The organism is Paenibacillus hodogayensis (assembly GCF_039536325.1).
Lineage (GTDB): Bacteria > Bacillota > Bacilli > Paenibacillales > NBRC-103111 > Paenibacillus_AB > Paenibacillus_AB hodogayensis.
This window is the reverse complement of sequence record NZ_BAAAYO010000002.1, coordinates 836,451-853,276: the sequence shown is the minus strand read 5'-3', so window position 1 is coordinate 853,276 and position 16,826 is coordinate 836,451. Positions and strand designations below refer to the sequence as shown.

The window sequence follows — 16,826 nt, the reverse complement described above, 5'->3', positions numbered from 1 at the left end:
CGGGCTTCAAAGTCAGAATTTCCGGCGTCCGCACATCGCCCCATTGCCTGAAAGCAGTATAGGTAATCCGGGCGATGTGTGTTATACTCTGTGATAAGTATAGTTGCCGGAGGTGCCTGAAGTATGGCAAAGAAAAAGCATGTGGCCACGACGAAGAAGCGTAACGTCATCACGGTCCAGATGGATGCCACGTTCTTTTTCGAGAGAGCCGTCCATTCATTGGATCGGAACCGGTACGACAAGGCGCTGAAATATTTCCGCCGGGCTGTAGAGTTCGAGCCGGACAATCCGGTTAACCATTGCAACCTGGCCGGCGTCCTGTCGGAAACCGGTGACTACGAAGAATCCAACCGCATCTTACAGCAAATCGTCGAGCAAATCGATCCGTCCATGACCGAATGTTATTTCTATATGGCTAACAATTACGCCAATATGGAAAACTATGAGGCGGCGGAAGAAGCGCTCGTTTACTATTTGGAACACGATCCGAACGGCCATTTCCTGGAGGAGTCGGAGGAAATGATGGAGCTGCTCGGCTACGAGCTGGAGCGCCCGACCAAGCTGACTTCGATCAAGAGCCGAGAAGGCATGTTCGAGCACGATAAGGCGAGAACGCTTCTGGAGGAAGGTAAATTTTCCGAAGCGGTGCGCATTTTGGAGAAGCTGGTCAAGAAGTCTCCCGACTTTCTGGCGGCCCGCAACAATTTGGCGCTCGCCTACTACTATATGGGCTTATTCGACAAAGCGCTGGCGGCGATCAGCCAAGTGCTGGAGCTGGAGCCGGGCAACCTGCACGCCTTGTGCAATCTCGCGATTTTTCACCAGCACAACGGCGACCAGGAACAGCTGGACGAACTGCTGGTAAGTCTGCGCAAGACGTATCCGATGCATTACGATCACGTATTTAAGCTGGCGACGACGATGGGCATTTTGTCGGAGCACGAGGCGGCTTACCGTCTGTTCCGCCGTTTGCTGAAAACCGGCGAATCGGGGCTCGATCCCAGCCTTTACCACTACACCGCGGTGGCGGCATGCAATATCGGCAAATACGCCGAGGCGGAGAAGCTGTGGCGAACGGTAGAGAAGCTTGATCCGGGCACAGACATTCCCCGTTATTACATGGAACAGATGAAGGAAGCGGCCAATGGCGGCAAGAAGCCTCTCGGCTACCATTATCATTTGCCGTTCGAGGAGCAGTTCCGCGTGCTGGAGACGGCGGCGGACGGCATTCCCGATCATATGAGGCGGGACCCGCTCGTGCGTTCCTCGTTTTTCTGGGCGCTGCGGCATGGGGATGTGGAGACGAAGCTTCAGGTAATCCAGGCGTTCGGTATTATAGCGGACAGCGAAGTGGAGGATGCGCTTCGCGAATTTCTGCTCGATCCGGAGGAAGACGAGTATTTGAAAAAGGTGGCGATCTTCGTGCTGCGCAACATGCGGGCGAAGGAGCCGATTTTCGTCAATCTTGACGGCCGGGAGACGCCGCTGGCGTCGTCGCCGTGGTCGCCGAATTTACCCGTATGGAAAGAAGAGTGGCAGCAGGTTATGGATACCGCTCTTCGTAAAATGGATAAACGATACGACATGATCCAGCAGCACGATCTCGAAACGTTGTGGGTGGAATATTTGACCCGCGTCTATCCGGACGTGCCGAAGATCGGCAAAGTCGAAGGCTGGGCGGCGGCGCTCGAGTATTTGACCGCTAAAATGCATAGGCGCGCTATCTCGTACCATGAGGTTTCCGTCCGCTACGGCATATCGGTCACCACGGTCAGCAAGCACGTCAAATGCATCGACCGCGCTTGCGGCCTGAAAGAAAAGATGGACGCCATTTTTCCCAAGCTGGCTAATTCGGAGCCGCTTTGAGGTTAACCTATAACAGACAGGAAGGCTAAGGAGGAGAGAACAACATGTACAAGACGATCGTAATCGGTACCGGCCCTGCAGGCCTCACTGCCGCTATTTATTTAGCCCGCGCCAATCTCAATCCGCTTGTGATCGAAGGACCGGAGCCGGGCGGCCAATTGACGACAACGACGGAAGTGGAAAATTTCCCGGGCTTTCCCGATGGGATCATGGGTCCGGAGCTGATGGACAATATGCGCAAGCAGGCGGAGCGCTTCGGCGCGCAGTTCCGTACGGGCTGGGTCAACGAAGTCGACATGTCGCAGCGTCCGTTCAAGCTGAAGATCGAAGGCGGCGAAGAGCTGGTCGCCGAATCGCTCATTATTTCTACGGGCGCCTCCGCCAAACTGCTCGGCATCGAGAACGAAAAGGATAATATCGGACGCGGCGTAAGCACATGCGCGACCTGCGACGGATTTTTCTTCCGCAACAAGAAAATTATCGTTGTCGGCGGCGGTGATTCGGCGATGGAGGAAGCGAACTTCCTGACTCGCTTCGCTACCGAAGTCCGGGTCGTCCATCGGCGCGGCGAGCTGCGTGCCTCCAAAATTATGCAGGACCGCGCTCGCGAGAATCCGAAGATCACTTGGAGCCTGAACAAAGCCCCGATCGGCGTCGTCGCCGGAGAGAAAGGCGTTACAGGGCTGAAAGTGCGCGACGGGGAAACCGGCCAAGAAGAGATTATCGAAACGAACGGCATTTTCGTGGCGATCGGCCATACGCCGAATACCGGCTTCTTGAAAGGTCAATTGAAGACCGACGAGCTTGGTTATCTGGTCGTCAATCCGGGAACGTCCGAAACGAATATACCTGGCGTGTTCGCCTGCGGCGACGTCCAGGACCATAAGTATCGCCAAGCGATAACGGCAGCCGGCAGCGGTTGTATGGCGGCGCTCGATTGCGAGAAGTTTCTGGAAGGACACTCCGTTCACGACTGGAGCGTTTCGCTGTAATCGTGGCGACGGGACGAAGGAGAACCTCGTGTTCTCCTTTTCCTTTTTACTCTGGCATTTGTGAAGTTTTATTGAAGTTTCGTTCCGCTTTTACCCCTTTCCGGACCGCATTGTGGCGCGATTTTGCAGAAGCTTTCGTCACTTGACCTGACCGGGAGGTTGGCTTATAGTGGGTACAGTAGAATACATTATCGGTTGAGGTGACATGAAGGAATGTCGGAGAAGATTTATATCGGCGTAGATTTGGGCGGTACCAGCGTTAAAGTGGGTATTTGCGATGAGCAAGGCAGTCTGCTGCATACGTATGAGGGTCCGACAGGGACTGAGGATGGAGCGGAGGCGGTGCTCGACCGCATCGCGCAGTACGTGAGACAAATCGTGTCCGATTCCGCTTACCAGTGGGAGCAAGTTGCAGGCGTTGGGGCCGGAATTGCCGGGTTCCTCGATCTGGCTGAAGGCGTGGTGCTCTTCGCTCCGAATTTGGGCTGGGAGAATGTCGCCGTGAAGAAGGAACTCGAATCCCGCCTTGGCTTGCCGATCGCGATCGACAATGACGCCAATGTAGCCGCTCTCGGCGAAGCATGGAGCGGAGCCGGCGCGGGCTTGAAGCATCTGGTCGCCCTGACGCTCGGAACCGGAGTGGGCGGCGGCATTATTATCGACGGCCGTATTTATCAAGGCTTCCGCGGCATGGCCGGGGAGCTTGGCCACATCAAGGTCGTACCCGATCTGGAAGCTATCCAGTGCGGCTGCGGGCAGTTGGGCTGCGTGGAAACCGTCTCCTCCGCCACCGGAATCGTTCGGATGGCCAAAGATGCGGTGCAGCGCGGGGAAGCGACGACGTTGTCGCTGAACGAGAAAATTTCCGCGAAGGACGTATTCGACGCGGCCAAGGACGGCGACGAGGTGGCAATCCGCATCGTCAAGCGGGCGGCTTATTATTTGGCCAAAGCGATGGCAGCCGTTGCGGTTGTGCTCAACCCGCAGCGTTTCGTTATCGGCGGCGGCGTATCGCGCGCCGGGGATATTTTATTCGATGAAATCCGCAAAGTATATGCGCACAATGTGCCGGACGCGTTCACCCAGGGCGTCGACATCGTACCCGCCAAGCTGGGAAACGATGCCGGAGTGGTTGGAGCCGCCGGTTTAAATTTGCAATAGTCGTCATAAAATGAAGTAGTTGCTGGGTTAACAGGAAACGACCGGCAGGGCGGGCAGTCTCAAGCGATGGGAGGGAACGCGCATGGAGGACGGCTCGAATGTGGCGCGGCTTGTCATCATAACCGGAATGTCGGGTGCGGGCAAGACGATAGCCGTACAGAGCTTGGAGGATCTTGGCTTTTTTTGCGTAGACAATTTGCCTCCCGTGCTCATTCCGAAGTTTGCGGAGCTGATCGATCAATCGAAGGGAAGAATCGGGAAGGTCGCGCTCGTTATCGATTTGCGCGGTCGCGAATTTTTTACCTCGCTGTCTGAATCGCTTCGCACGATTAAGGAAAACTACACATTAACGTACGAAATCTTGTTTCTGGACGCGACCGACTCGACGCTCGTGCAGCGGTATAAGGAAAGCCGGCGGCGGCATCCGCTCGCTCCCGAAGGATTGCCTCTCGAAGGAATTCATCTGGAGCGCAAGCTGCTAGAGGAGCTTAAAGGGATGGCCACGCAGGTGATCGATACGAGCAGCCTGAAGCCGGCCGAACTGAAGGAACGGATCGTAGCCCGGTTTACGAGCATCGGCAAGGGCAGTATTTCGGTTAACGTCATCTCGTTCGGTTTCAAGTATGGCATTCCGATCGACGCCGATTTAATATTCGACGTGCGATTTTTGCCGAATCCGCACTATGTGGAGCAGTTGCGGCCGAATACGGGGCTCGACCCGGATGTGTACGATTACGTTATGAAGTGGAGCGAGACCCAGGAATTTTTGACAAAGCTGACCGACATGCTGCAATTTTTGATTCCGCAGTACGCCAAGGAAGGCAAGAGTCAGGTCGTGGTCGGCATCGGCTGTACGGGCGGCAAGCATCGTTCGGTCGCCATTGCCGAGTATTTGGGCAAAATATTGGGTAATAGCGAGACGGAGACTGTGCGCGTCAGCCATCGGGACGCCGAACGCGATCGACGCCCCGAGGTCAGCCGATGAGCGCCGAGAAGGTAGAAGAAAGCCTGCCCCGCATCGTCGTCATCGGGGGCGGTACCGGCCTGTCGGTTATGCTGCGCGGACTGAAGGAGAAGCCGCTCGATATTACGGCGATCGTCACGGTAGCCGACGACGGCGGAAGCTCCGGGGTGCTTCGCTCCGAGCTGCAAATTCCTCCGCCGGGCGATATCCGCAATGTCCTCATTGCGCTGGCCGACGTCGAGCCGTTGCTCTCGCAAATGCTGCAGCATCGTTTCTCGAGCGGTACCGGTCTTGCCGGACATAGTTTGGGCAATTTGATTCTGGCGGCGATGAAGGATATTACGGGCGATTTCGTGACGGGCGTCAAGGCGTTGAGCCGGGTGCTTGCCGTCCGGGGGCGGGTGCTGCCCGCGAGCGACCACCAGATTATCCTGAAAGCCGTCATGAACGACGGTACGATCGTGGAGGGCGAGTCGAACATTCCGAAAGCCGGCGGTAAAATCAAGCGGGTGTTCATCGAGCCTGCCGACGTCAGCCCGCTGGAGGAAGCGGTCGAGGCGATTCGCGAAGCCGATGCGATTCTGGTAGGGCCTGGAAGCCTGTATACGAGCATTTTACCGAACCTGCTCGTGCCCAAGCTGGCCGAGACGATTACGAACTCCGCGGCGATCAAGCTGTTTGTCTGCAACGTCATGACCCAGCCGGGCGAGACCGACGATTTCACGGTAAGCGATCATTTGCAGGCTATTTATGAGCATATTGGTCATCATATGTTTGATTATATTATCGTCAACAATGGAGAAATTCCGCCGCAAGTACAAAGCAAGTATGCCGAGCAAGGGGCTAAAGCGGTTCACCTGGACCTCGATGAGGTAAACCGGCTCGGGTACAAGGTAATCGCGGACCGGCTGGTGTTATTCCGGACATACTTGCGTCACGACGCGGAAAGGTTGAGCCATCATATTTTCCAATTGGTGGACAACTGGATGGGCCGAAAGAGGTGACAGGGGATGTCGTTTGCGGCGCAGACGAAGAAAGAGCTAACGATGGTGGAAGGCGAAGGATGCTGCGAAAAGGCGGAGTTGGCGGCGTTAATCCGGATGAACGGTGCCGTTCAACTGACGAGCCAGCGCATCGTGCTCGATATTTCCACCGAGAATGCGGCCATCGCCCGACGCATCTATATGCTGATTAAGAAAAACTACGATCTGCACACGGAACTGCTCGTTCGCAAGAAGATGAGGTTGAAGAAAAACAACGTCTACATCGTGCGCGTGCCGAATAAGGTACAAGAGGTTCTGGAAAATCTGCATATCGTCTCGGAAGGGTTTCAGTTCACGCCGGGCATCGACAAGCGAATCGTACGCGGCAACTGCTGCAAGCGGGCGTACCTGCGGGGAGCTTTCATGGCCGGAGGCTCGGTTAACAATCCCGAAGGTTCGTCGTATCATCTGGAGATCGCTTCGATGTATGAGGAGCATTGTCACGCTCTATGCCAACTGGCCAACCGCTTCCAATTGAACGCCCGCTGCATCGAACGCAAGAAAGGTTATGTCTTCTACATGAAGGAAGGCGAGAAGATCATTCAGTTCTTGAACTTGATCGGGGCGCATCAGGCGCTGCTGCGGTTCGAGGACGTGCGCATCATGAAAGATATGCGCAACTCGGTGAACCGGATCGTCAACTGCGAGACGGCCAATCTGAACAAAACGATCGGGGCGGCAGTCAGACAAATCGATAACATTCGGTTTTTGCAAAAAGAAGTCGGACTCGAGCAGTTGCCGGAAAAGCTGCGCGAGGTCGCGGAGGTTCGCCTGCTGCACCCGGACATGAACTTGAAGGAAGTCGGGGAGCTGCTGAAGGGCAATGTGAGCAAGTCGGGTGTCAATCACCGGCTTCGCAAGCTGGATGATTTGGCGGAGAAAATGAGAAATTCTTGAATGTTCGGAATTTGCCTGCTCCTCTTCTTTATCTGACGCTTGATAAATGATATAATATGTAAATAACGATTTGACCTGAACGTTGACCATAAGGTAGGGGGTATCCGTTTGATGACCAGACGTCCAGCAGTCGTAAGACTGAGAACGGGCTTGCATGCAAGACCTGCGGCTTTGTTCGTGCAGGAAGCGAATAAGTTTTCCTCAGAGATTTTCGTCGAGAAGGACGATAAGAAAGTGAACGCCAAAAGTATTATGGGCATTATGAGCCTGGCGATCAGCTCCGGTACGGAAGTTCACATTAGTGCAGAAGGTTCGGACGCAGAACAGGCTGTAACCGCTTTAGTCGCTTTGGTTGGCAAAGAAGAGCTGGAGAACCAGTAACGGCTCGTTTCGACCGCCAGGCTTGCGATTAAGCGTTATCCGCGAAAGAAAGCTTCCTTATTCAACGAGGAAGCTTTTTTGTGCTGCACAGGGCGTATTTGATGCAACCTTTTGTCGAACGCGGCGTCTAACCTTAAGGAAAGACAGACTTTCATTAGAAAGAGTGGAGAGAGAACGGTGACTGGAAGGAAAGCAAGGAGATGGGTCGGGCTGGCGCTGCTGTGCGCCCTGATGCTCGCGACGGTTGTGCCCGCATGGGGGGCTGGGGTGTCAACCAGCACGATGGATATCTGGCTAAGTCTGGACGAGCCGACTGCCTACGTAGACGGGAAGAAGGAAACCTTGGAAACGCCCGGGGTGCTGAAGGATGGCAAGGATCGGTTCGTCCCGATCAAATATCTCGGTGACAAGATGGGCATCGACGTAAAGTACAATGCGAAGACGAAACGGGTGGAAATCGGTACGCCGCGGGCGAAGATCGAAGTCGATTCCGACAACAAGGCGGTGTACATCAACGGCGTCTATATCGTGTTCGATACGGTCGCCCGGCTGTTCAACGATAAGCTGATGGTGAAAGAAAGCTGGCTGTTCGATTTTTTTGGGGCGAAATATACGTTTAACGCCGAGCAGAAGAGGCTGGAAATCACTTATGTGAAGAGGCCGCCTTCCCGCGTCAACGAGCAAGGCAAATCGCGGCCGATCGCCCGGTTTACGTTCGGCAAGCCTACATACAAGATCGGCGAACCGGTGCAATATATCGATCTAAGCTACAGCCCCGACGCCGAGGGGTTAGTCTACGAGTGGGACGGCAAGGAGGAAGCGTTCTTCACGGCGGGCAAGCATCTCGTCACACTCAAGGTGAAGGACGGGCACGGTCTTGTCAGCGACAAATATACGCGTTATGTCGAAGTGGCGAACGACGTCATGTATAAGTCGCCGATGGATTTCAAACTGCACACGTACCCGCTTCAGTCGCTGATCAAGACGAATTGGACGGAAGTATACGCTTATTTCAACGATTTGCCGGCGTTCGAGAAGCGCGTGACTGAGAAGCGCGATCGCAAGCTGCTGGTCAGCGACAGTCCGGAGACGTTCGATGCGAAGGGCATTCTGTATGCGGATAAAGTCAACGGCAAAGCGCGACTGTATGCCGACCATATGAACGGCATGGACGAGACGGTGCAGTTCGTCATTATGGCAACCAACCCGGGCACGAAGCCGGTTACGATCAAGACGACCAATAAGGGCGAGGTGTATCCGTCCATATACGCCAATCTGATCGGGCATGAAGCGTCCGTCGAGTTTTTGCTCCAAGAGCCGCACGCCGAGGAACTGGTCATCCCTCCGGGCCAATCCCGGGTGTATGTACAGATGCCGGATTTCCTTCCGGGGCAAGGGGTCAATGTCATTTATGACGTGGAAACCGACGGAATCATCGAGTTCTCCTTCATGGCGATGGATGCGGTCATCGAATCGCCGATCTCCACGTACCCGCTCTTGTACAAAATGCTTCCGAACGACCAGCATATCCGCGGCACATTCGATGTGACGGAGAAGCGCTGGGATATCGATGCGAGCTCGTTTACGAAGTCGACGCGATTGATTTTCGGCGACAACGAGTATGACGTCTGGCAGGCCGGCGTTGATCCAACGCGTCAGCAGATGACGGTATACGATGACGGCAATTACGGAGTAGTGTACAAGATTCATTCGGATAAGCCACGCAAAATGGCGATCCTGCTCCAGGCCCGCGGAGGCCCGTTCAAGGGACCGCTCAAAATTAACGGGGAGTTCGTGCTGGCTCCGCCTTCCGGGGTCATTACGGCGTTCGAGACGGTGCAAATATTGGCGCGTACGACCGGCAACGAGCCGTCGCTCGATATCGAGTTTACGCCGCCGGCCGGATCGGCATTTCCGATGAATCTGATCTTCTATCCCTTGGACTGATCTTTTGCAAAAACGCAAATAAAGGCTTGGAGCCCCAAAAGAGCTCCAAGCCTTTTATTTTTCAGGCGAAATCTTATATTTTGGAAACGACTTTATCGATCAAGCCGTATTGCACCGCTTCTTCCGCACTCATGAAATAGTCGCGGTCGGTGTCTTTGTCGATACGCTCAAGCGGCTGACCGCTGCGTTCGGCCAGAATGCCGTTCAGCTTCTCGCGCAGTTTGATGATGCGCTTCGCGCGGATCTCGATGTCGCTCGCTTGCCCTTCGGCGCCGCCGAGCGGCTGGTGGATCATCACTTCGCTGTTCGGCAGCGCGTAACGCTTGCCCTTCGCGCCTGCGGCCAGCAGGAAGGCGCCCATGGAGGCGGCCATGCCGACGCAGATCGTGGAGACGTCGGGCTTGATGAATTGCATCGTATCGAAAATCGCCATGCCGGCCGTAATCGAGCCGCCGGGGCTATTGATGTAGAGGCTGATGTCCTTATCCGGATCTTGAGCCGTCAAGAACAGCAATTGCGCGATGATGGCATTAGCAACCGCGTCATTCACCGGCGTTCCGAGAAATATGATGCGATCCTTCAGCAGACGGGAATAAATATCGTACCCGCGCTCGCCGCGAGCGTCCTGTTCGACAACCATTGGAATGAAACTCATGGACGAAAAGCCTCCTTTAAATGTTGCGAATGAGTCTACGCTAGAACGCAATGCGTAGTAGGCGAAAAACTTATCATCATCATAGCGCAAAACGAAACAAAGGTCAATAAAGGTCAAATAACAATTCGATGGGAAAAGAAAACAAAAAAACGTCCGCAATCAGGACGTTTCTGTCGGGTCTTGGATATACGCGCTCGCAAGGAATCGAACCTTGATCTCAGGCTTCGGAGGCCTACGTCATATCCATTGGACCACGAGCGCATGTTTGGTTAGGTCTAAGCTGTTTTCAGACGCAAAGTTGATTATATACAAACCCCAGACAAATTGCAAGTAGTTTTTTTGGAGCGACATTCGCCGATGCTGCAAAGCTCAACATGCGTCTGAACCGCGTCTACAAAATCTTAAACTGTCCGATCAGGGGCAACTGTTGCATGCGTCCGTTCGCGGCGTTGATCACGCCGATAATGAACAGCACGAATACGGCGATGTTGCCGAGCGGCACGATGAGGAACCAGCCCAGAAACGGAATAAAACTGCCGATGACGTTTACGGCCATTGCCAGAATCAGCAGCAGCAAGCCTTGATTGGCGTGATACATGGCAAAGCGGGAGTCTTTGGCGGCCAGCAGTGGAACGAAGAACAAAATATAAGCGACGATAGCGATCGTCCGGTTTTTCTCGACATCGGCGGGGTCCGCCTGCTCGGTGCGAACCGTTTCGCGTATTCCGTCGGGGCGATCTTTTTCCGGCTCCATAGGAACATCCTCCTCGTGTTTAACCGAAGCGGCTTGGGTGTAATAGGCTCTAAAACCGTCCGTCCCCGCTTGGCGAAGGAACGAGCGGCAGGACCATCGGCGACGATGATACGCTTCTCTCAGCTTCATTGTATCGGCTAGGGGCGCTGCATGGCAAGTATTGATTTTGCGTAAAAAAGGCTCTGCTCGCTTGCATTTCCGGGGAAAGATGCATATAATAAAATTGAGCTTGCGGGACCGAAAATGCATATGAGGGACATAAATCGTCCCGAAGTTGCAGCCGCAGTACCCATGTGCGGGGGTGTCCGTAATCATGAGACAAATATTGGATATCCAGAAGCGACTGCTTCCGGATTTGACCGACGTGTTAAAGAAGAGATATACGATTCTGCACCATATTTCTTCTACAGGCGTAGTCGGCCGCCGGGCGCTGGCGACTCATCTGGAGCTGACCGAACGCGTGCTGCGGGCGGAGGTCGATTTTCTCAAGGAGCAGGGCCTGCTTATTACCGAATCGTCCGGCATGAAGCTGAGCGATTCCGGGCGCAAGCTGCTTGAGGATATGGAACCGATCGTCAAGGAGCTGCTTGGCTTGTCTTATCTCGAGGATACGCTGAGGGAGCGTTTCGGGCTGCGACAGGTCATTATCGTGCCAGGCGACAGCGACCAGTCCGAGCTTGCGAAGAAAGAGCTGGGACGCGTAGGCGCCGCGGAACTGCGCAAATACGCCTCCAAGGACGATGTGGTCGCCGTAGCGGGCGGATCGACGCTTGCCGAGGTAGCGAATTTCTTAACCCCTTCGGCCCATATGAAGGGCAATCTGTTCGTTCCGGCGCGCGGAGGTTGGGGAGAAAGCGTGGAGCTGCAAGCCAATTCGATCGCCTCCATCATGGCCAAAAAAACCGGCGGCGAATACCGGCTGCTGCATGTGCCCGATCATCTGGGCGAGGAAGCCTATGTATCTCTCATGCAAGATCCGAACATACTGGAAATCGTTGAAGTCATTCGCAGTGCCCGAGTCGTCGTACACGGCATCGGGGATGCGCTGGTGATGGCACGCCGGCGGAAGTCCGATCCGCAGACGATCGGCGAGCTGGTCGCGGAGGGCGCGTTGGCCGAGGCGTTCGGTTACTATTTTGACAAGCAGGGAAAAGTCGTCCACAAAATGCCGACGGTAGGCCTCAGGCTGGAGGATATCCAGGCGTCCGAGGTCGTCATAGCCGTCGCCGGAGGCAAAAGCAAAGGAGAGGCGATCGCCGCGGTCATGCATTTCGGCCACGACGATGTGCTCGTCACCGACGAGGCGGCTGCCGTCGAGCTGATGCATTATATATAAGCTAAGCAAACGAACAAATGACATCGCAATGTTATCTTGACGGGCTCCCGGGCTTGTCTTGACATAAAGAAAAGACCACATAGGCTCAAGGAGGAATTACTCATGGTAAAAGTAGGGATTAACGGATTTGGACGGATTGGCCGCAACGTATTCCGCGCAGCGCTCAACAATGAGAGTGTCGAGATCGTCGCGATCAACGATTTGACGGACGTCAACACGCTGGCTCACCTGTTGAAGTACGACACGACGCACGGCCGTTTGAACGCAACGGTAGAAGCCGGCGAAGGCGCGCTTTACGTGAACGGCAAAGAAATCAAAGTATTCGCCGAGCGCGATCCGGGCAACCTGCCTTGGGCATCCGTAGGCGTAGAGATCGTGGTGGAATCCACCGGGATTTTCACGGCCAAGGAAAAGGCTGAAGCTCACTTGAAGGGCGGCGCGAAGAAGGTTATTATCTCCGCTCCGGCTACGAACGAAGACATCACGATCGTTATCGGCGTAAACGACGACCAATACGATCCTGCCAAGCATACGATTATCTCCAACGCTTCTTGTACGACGAACTGCCTGGCTCCTTTCGCGAAAGTGCTGAACGACAAGTTCGGAATCGTCAAAGGCATGATGAGCACGATCCACTCGTACACGAACGACCAGCAAGTGCTCGATCTGCCGCATAAAGACCTGCGCCGCGCTCGCGCTGCCGCAGAGAACATCATTCCTTCGACGACGGGCGCTGCGAAAGCCGTATCCCTCGTGCTGCCTGAGCTGAAGGGCAAATTGAACGGCATGTCGTTCCGCGTACCGACTCCGAACGTATCCGTGACCGACCTCGTTGCCGAGCTGAAAGTAAACGTTACAGTCGACGAAGTGAACGCGGCTTTGAAAGAAGCGGCTGACGGCGCTTTGAAGGGCGTTCTGGTTTACACCGAAGAGCCGCTCGTTTCGAGCGATTTCAACGGCGATCCGGCTTCCTCCACGATCGACGCGCTGTCGACGATGGTCGTAGGCGACAACATGGTGAAGGTCGTATCTTGGTATGACAACGAATGGGGCTATTCCAACCGCGTAGTCGACCTGGCCGCCTTCATCGCCAGCAAAGGTCTGTAATTCCATAGCAGAGAAGGAAGGGGAGAAGCGATTCTCCTCTTTCCCTGTGTAAACCGGCGAACGTGTTCGGAAACTTTTGGTTTCAGTTGAATTAGGTTATGCTTATTTTCAGGAGGCGATTCCCATGAACAAGAAAAGCGTTCGAGACGTGGAAGTATCCGGCAAGAAAGTGTTTGTCCGCGTCGATTTCAACGTACCGCTGGAAAACGGCCATATTACCGACGATACGCGTATCCGCGAGACGCTGCCGACGATCCGCTACCTGACCGAAAGAGGCGCCAAGGTCATTTTGGCGAGCCATCTCGGCCGTCCGAAAGGACAAGTCGTCGAGGAGCTGAGACTGACCCCCGCCGCGGCCCGTCTGTCCGAGCTGCTCGGCCGGCCGGTCGTCAAAGCCGACGAAGCGATCGGCGACGCCGTCAAGGCGCAAATCGCCAAGCTGAATGACGGCGACGTGCTGCTGCTGGAAAACGTGCGCTTTTACGAGGGCGAGGAGAAAAACGATCCGGAGCTGGCCCAAGCGTTCGCCGAGCTTGCCGATCTGTACGTGAATGACGCCTTTGGCGCCGCTCACCGTGCCCACGCTTCGACGGAAGGCATCGCGCATCATCTTCCGGCCGTATCGGGCCTGTTGATGGAGAAAGAGCTGGACGTGCTCGGCAAGGCGCTCCACAGCCCGGAACGCCCGTTCACGGCTATCGTCGGCGGCTCCAAGGTGAAGGACAAGATCGCCGTTATCGAAAACCTGATCAATCTGGCGGACAACCTGTTGATCGGCGGCGGACTTTCGTACACGTTCTTGAAAGCCCAAGGCTACGAAATCGGCAAGTCGCTCGTCGATAACGACAAGCTGGACTTGACGCTCTCGTTTCTGAAAAAAGCGAAGGAAAAAGGCTGCAACCTGCTGCTGCCGGTCGACATCGTCGTGGGCGACGCGTTCAGCAACGATGCCAATACGAAGATCGTGCCGATCAACGAGATTCCGGCCGATTGGGAAGGCTTCGACATCGGGCCGAAGACGCGCGAACTGTATGCCGACGTCATCGCCAAATCGAAGCTGGTCGTCTGGAACGGTCCGATGGGCGTGTTCGAGCTGGACCCTTACTTGAACGGAACGAAAGCGGTCGCCGAAGCTTGCGCCGGTACGGAAGGCTATACGGTAATCGGCGGCGGCGATTCGGCGGCGGCAGCCGAGAAGTTCCATCTGGCCGACCGCATGGACCATATTTCCACGGGCGGCGGAGCTTCGCTGGAATTCATGGAAGGGAAGGCGCTTCCGGGCGTCGTCGCCTTGAACGATAGATAGAACATACGAAGGCATGCCGGCGCTTATGGCGCGGCATACCGCATAGATCCCCGGAAGGAGCCGTGATGGCACAATGAGAACACCGATTATCGCAGGCAACTGGAAAATGTTTAAGACCGTTAAGGAAGCGGTCGCCTTTATCGAGGCGGTCAAAGGGAAAGCGGAAGTAGACGGCGTAGAAAGCGTCATTTGCGCGCCGTATACGAATTTGCCCGCATTGGTAGAAGCGGTCAGCGGCACGACATTGAAGGTCGGGGCGCAAAACCTGCACTGGGAAGACAACGGCGCGTTCACCGGCGAGATCAGCGGAGTTATGTTGAAAGACCTCGGCGTCCACTATGTCATCATCGGCCACTCCGAGCGTCGCGCTTATTTCGCCGATACGGACGAGACGGTCAACAAAAAAGTACATGCGGCTTTCAAGCATGGCCTGCTGCCGATCGTCTGCGTAGGCGAGACGCTCGAAGAGCGCGAAGCCGGCAAGACGAAGGACGTATGCCGCGTACAGACGGAAGCGGCTTTGCAAGGCTTGAGCGAGGAGCAGGCGGCTCAGGTTGTCGTCGCTTATGAGCCGATCTGGGCGATCGGAACGGGCAAGACGTCGACGGCCGACGATGCGAACGAAGTAATCGGCTTCATCCGCGAGCGTATCGCTGCGCAATTCGGTTCCGACACGGCTGCCAAGGTGCGCATTCAATACGGCGGCAGCGTGAAGCCGAACAATATTCGCGAGTTCATGCAGCAATCGGACATCGACGGAGCGCTTGTCGGCGGCGCGAGCCTGGAGGCGGCCTCCTACATCGAGCTCGTTCAGGGGGCGCGTTAATATGTCCAGACCAAAACCGGTAGCGTTAATTATTATGGACGGCTTCGGCTTGCGCGGAGAGACGAGCGGCAACGCCGTAGCGCAGGCGAAGAAACCGAATTATGACCGGTATATGGCGGAATACCCGCATACGACGCTGGTCGCTTGCGGCGAGGCCGTCGGTCTTCCGGAAGGGCAGATGGGCAACTCCGAGGTCGGGCATTTGAACATCGGAGCGGGCCGGACCGTGTACCAGGATTTGACCCGCATCACCAAGTCGATTCGCGACGGCGACTTTTACGACAACGAGACGCTGCTCGGGGCTGTCCGTCACGCCAAGACAAACGGGAAGAAGCTGCACCTGTACGGGCTTCTTTCCGACGGAGGCGTGCACAGTCATATCGATCATCTGCTCGCTCTACTGGATTTGGCCAAAAAGGAAGGGCTGACCGACGTATTGGTCCATGCTTTCCTCGACGGGCGGGATGTTTCCCCGGATAGCGCCAAAGGATATATCGAGCGGCTGCAAGCGCATATCGATCGGATCGGCGTCGGCCGGATCGCCACCGTTCAAGGCCGCTACTACGCCATGGACCGCGACAAGCGGTGGGAACGTACGGAAAAGTCTTACCGGGCGATGGTGTATGGAGAAGGTCCTCAATATACCGATGCAATCCAAGCTGTGACGGAATCGTACGAGAAATCGGTATTCGACGAATTCGTCATGCCGACGGTTATTGTGGACGGACAAGGCCAGCCGGTCGGGCTCGTCGAATCGGGAGACGCGGTCGTATTTTTCAACTTCCGTCCGGACCGGGCGATTCAGCTGTCCCAAGTGTTCACGAACGAGGATTTCCGCGGCTTCGACCGGGGGCCTAACTACCCGCAGCAGCTGTATTTCGTTTGCCTGACCTTGTTTAGCGAAACCGTAGGCGGCTTTGTTGCGTATAAACCGAAGAATCTCGATAACACGCTCGGCGAAGTGCTCGTTCAGAACAACCTGAAGCAATTGCGTATTGCCGAGACGGAGAAATACCCGCACGTCACGTTTTTCTTCAGCGGGGGTCGCGATGTAGAGCTTCCGGGGGAAACGCGCATCCTCATCCCTTCGCCGAAGGTGGCGACGTACGACCTGCAGCCGGAGATGAGCGCCTACGAGGTCGCTGCGGCGGCGGTGAAGGAGATCGAAGCGGAGAACCAGGACGTCATCATCCTCAACTTCGCCAATCCGGACATGGTCGGTCACTCCGGCATGCTGGAGCCGACAATCCGCGCGGTCGAAGTGACCGACGAATGTATGGGGCAAGTTGTCGAGGCGGTGCTCGCCAAGGGCGGCGTTGCGCTGATCACGGCAGACCATGGCAATGCGGACATGGTGTTCGACGAGAACGGCCGGCCGTTTACCGCGCATACGACCAACCCAGTACCTTTCATTGTGACGGATAAATCTGTTACACTAAGGGACGACGGCATACTGGCGGATATTGCGCCGACGATCTTGGACCTGGTGCAGCTGGCGAAGCCGGCGGAGATGACGGGTACCACGATGATCGTTCCGACCACCCATAAAGCTTGAATTTATCCATAACCATCCAAACGAGGGAGTGTCCAA

The 16,826-nt window shown here is 55.6% G+C and carries 15 protein-coding genes and 1 tRNA gene; 13 read left to right on the top strand and 3 right to left on the bottom strand.

Features of this window, described 5'->3' with window-relative positions; all coding sequences use genetic code 11:
- The first annotated feature begins 123 nt into the window (after positions 1-123).
- The 8 genes from ABD796_RS09145 to ABD796_RS09110 all read left to right on the top strand — a co-directional run bounded on the left by ABD796_RS09145 (position 124) and on the right by ABD796_RS09110 (position 9,251).
- Entirely contained in the window at positions 124-1,866 is a 1,743-nt protein-coding gene (locus ABD796_RS09145) for a tetratricopeptide repeat protein (protein ID WP_344906209.1), read from the top strand.
- A 44-nt stretch (positions 1,867-1,910) separates the two neighbouring features.
- On the top strand, positions 1,911-2,858 hold the full coding sequence (trxB, locus tag ABD796_RS09140; protein WP_344906206.1) for a thioredoxin-disulfide reductase: 948 nt from the start codon (positions 1,911-1,913) through the stop codon (positions 2,856-2,858).
- A 213-nt stretch (positions 2,859-3,071) separates the two neighbouring features.
- Positions 3,072-4,019 carry an ROK family glucokinase gene (locus ABD796_RS09135; RefSeq protein ID WP_344906203.1) on the top strand — a complete coding sequence of 316 codons (948 nt, stop codon included), beginning with the start codon at positions 3,072-3,074 and terminating at the stop codon, positions 4,017-4,019.
- An 82-nt stretch (positions 4,020-4,101) separates the two neighbouring features.
- Positions 4,102-5,004, top strand: coding sequence for an RNase adapter RapZ (rapZ, locus tag ABD796_RS09130; protein ID WP_344906200.1), 903 nt, complete (start codon positions 4,102-4,104; stop codon positions 5,002-5,004).
- Complete coding sequence (locus ABD796_RS09125; protein ID WP_344906197.1) at positions 5,001-5,987, top strand: gluconeogenesis factor YvcK family protein; 987 nt, start codon at positions 5,001-5,003, stop codon at positions 5,985-5,987. The genes rapZ and ABD796_RS09125 overlap by 4 nt, the downstream gene beginning before the upstream one ends.
- A gap of 6 nt (positions 5,988-5,993) precedes the next feature.
- Positions 5,994-6,923 carry a DNA-binding protein WhiA gene (gene whiA, locus ABD796_RS09120; protein ID WP_344906194.1) on the top strand — a complete coding sequence of 310 codons (930 nt, stop codon included), beginning with the start codon at positions 5,994-5,996 and terminating at the stop codon, positions 6,921-6,923.
- 111 nt (positions 6,924-7,034) lie between these two features.
- Positions 7,035-7,304, top strand: a complete 270-nt coding sequence (locus ABD796_RS09115; RefSeq protein WP_110842828.1) for an HPr family phosphocarrier protein — start codon at positions 7,035-7,037, stop codon at positions 7,302-7,304.
- 177 nt (positions 7,305-7,481) lie between these two features.
- Complete coding sequence (locus tag ABD796_RS09110) at positions 7,482-9,251, top strand: stalk domain-containing protein (RefSeq protein ID WP_344906183.1); 1,770 nt, start codon at positions 7,482-7,484, stop codon at positions 9,249-9,251.
- Between the two features lie 73 nt (positions 9,252-9,324).
- Here the strand turns inward: ABD796_RS09110 and clpP are convergent, their stop codons facing one another.
- From clpP to ABD796_RS09095, 3 genes are all read right to left on the bottom strand, one after another.
- Positions 9,325-9,906 (bottom strand): ATP-dependent Clp endopeptidase proteolytic subunit ClpP, encoded by a 582-nt coding sequence (clpP, locus tag ABD796_RS09105; protein ID WP_344906180.1) that lies wholly within the window; start codon positions 9,904-9,906, stop codon positions 9,325-9,327.
- A gap of 189 nt (positions 9,907-10,095) precedes the next feature.
- Positions 10,096-10,167, bottom strand: a tRNA-Arg gene (locus tag ABD796_RS09100).
- A gap of 130 nt (positions 10,168-10,297) precedes the next feature.
- Positions 10,298-10,660 (bottom strand): DUF4870 domain-containing protein, encoded by a 363-nt coding sequence (locus tag ABD796_RS09095; protein WP_344906177.1) that lies wholly within the window; start codon positions 10,658-10,660, stop codon positions 10,298-10,300.
- Between the two features lie 313 nt (positions 10,661-10,973).
- Between ABD796_RS09095 and ABD796_RS09090 the strand changes: the two genes are divergently transcribed.
- From ABD796_RS09090 to gpmI, 5 genes are all read left to right on the top strand, one after another.
- Positions 10,974-11,996: a sugar-binding transcriptional regulator gene (locus ABD796_RS09090; protein ID WP_344906174.1), complete on the top strand. Its 1,023-nt coding sequence runs from the start codon at positions 10,974-10,976 to the stop codon at positions 11,994-11,996.
- A gap of 102 nt (positions 11,997-12,098) precedes the next feature.
- Positions 12,099-13,103 (top strand): type I glyceraldehyde-3-phosphate dehydrogenase, encoded by a 1,005-nt coding sequence (gene gap, locus ABD796_RS09085; RefSeq protein ID WP_344906171.1) that lies wholly within the window; start codon positions 12,099-12,101, stop codon positions 13,101-13,103.
- A gap of 124 nt (positions 13,104-13,227) precedes the next feature.
- Complete coding sequence (locus ABD796_RS09080) at positions 13,228-14,409, top strand: phosphoglycerate kinase (RefSeq protein ID WP_344906168.1); 1,182 nt, start codon at positions 13,228-13,230, stop codon at positions 14,407-14,409.
- Between the two features lie 73 nt (positions 14,410-14,482).
- On the top strand, positions 14,483-15,235 hold the full coding sequence (gene tpiA, locus ABD796_RS09075) for a triose-phosphate isomerase (protein WP_344906165.1): 753 nt from the start codon (positions 14,483-14,485) through the stop codon (positions 15,233-15,235).
- Position 15,236: 1 nt separating this feature from the next.
- Complete coding sequence (gpmI, locus tag ABD796_RS09070) at positions 15,237-16,790, top strand: 2,3-bisphosphoglycerate-independent phosphoglycerate mutase (protein ID WP_344906162.1); 1,554 nt, start codon at positions 15,237-15,239, stop codon at positions 16,788-16,790.
- Positions 16,791-16,826 lie beyond the last annotated feature (36 nt).

Bases quoted from the DNA above. Each gene is read 5' to 3' on its own strand.
- ABD796_RS09145 (WP_344906209.1), top strand. From the start codon at position 124: ATGGCAAAGAAAAAGCATGTGGCCACGACGAAGAAGCGTAACGTCATC.
- trxB (WP_344906206.1), top strand. From the start codon at position 1,911: ATGTACAAGACGATCGTAATCGGTACCGGCCCTGCAGGCCTCACTGCC.
- ABD796_RS09135 (WP_344906203.1), top strand. From the start codon at position 3,072: ATGTCGGAGAAGATTTATATCGGCGTAGATTTGGGCGGTACCAGCGTT.
- rapZ (WP_344906200.1), top strand. From the start codon at position 4,102: ATGGAGGACGGCTCGAATGTGGCGCGGCTTGTCATCATAACCGGAATG.
- ABD796_RS09125 (WP_344906197.1), top strand. From the start codon at position 5,001: ATGAGCGCCGAGAAGGTAGAAGAAAGCCTGCCCCGCATCGTCGTCATC.
- whiA (WP_344906194.1), top strand. From the start codon at position 5,994: ATGTCGTTTGCGGCGCAGACGAAGAAAGAGCTAACGATGGTGGAAGGC.
- ABD796_RS09115 (WP_110842828.1), top strand. From the start codon at position 7,035: ATGACCAGACGTCCAGCAGTCGTAAGACTGAGAACGGGCTTGCATGCA.
- clpP (WP_344906180.1), bottom strand. From the start codon at position 9,906: ATGAGTTTCATTCCAATGGTTGTCGAACAGGACGCTCGCGGCGAGCGC.
- ABD796_RS09095 (WP_344906177.1), bottom strand. From the start codon at position 10,660: ATGGAGCCGGAAAAAGATCGCCCCGACGGAATACGCGAAACGGTTCGC.
- ABD796_RS09090 (WP_344906174.1), top strand. From the start codon at position 10,974: ATGAGACAAATATTGGATATCCAGAAGCGACTGCTTCCGGATTTGACC.
- gap (WP_344906171.1), top strand. From the start codon at position 12,099: ATGGTAAAAGTAGGGATTAACGGATTTGGACGGATTGGCCGCAACGTA.
- ABD796_RS09080 (WP_344906168.1), top strand. From the start codon at position 13,228: ATGAACAAGAAAAGCGTTCGAGACGTGGAAGTATCCGGCAAGAAAGTG.
- tpiA (WP_344906165.1), top strand. From the start codon at position 14,483: ATGAGAACACCGATTATCGCAGGCAACTGGAAAATGTTTAAGACCGTT.
- gpmI (WP_344906162.1), top strand. From the start codon at position 15,237: ATGTCCAGACCAAAACCGGTAGCGTTAATTATTATGGACGGCTTCGGC.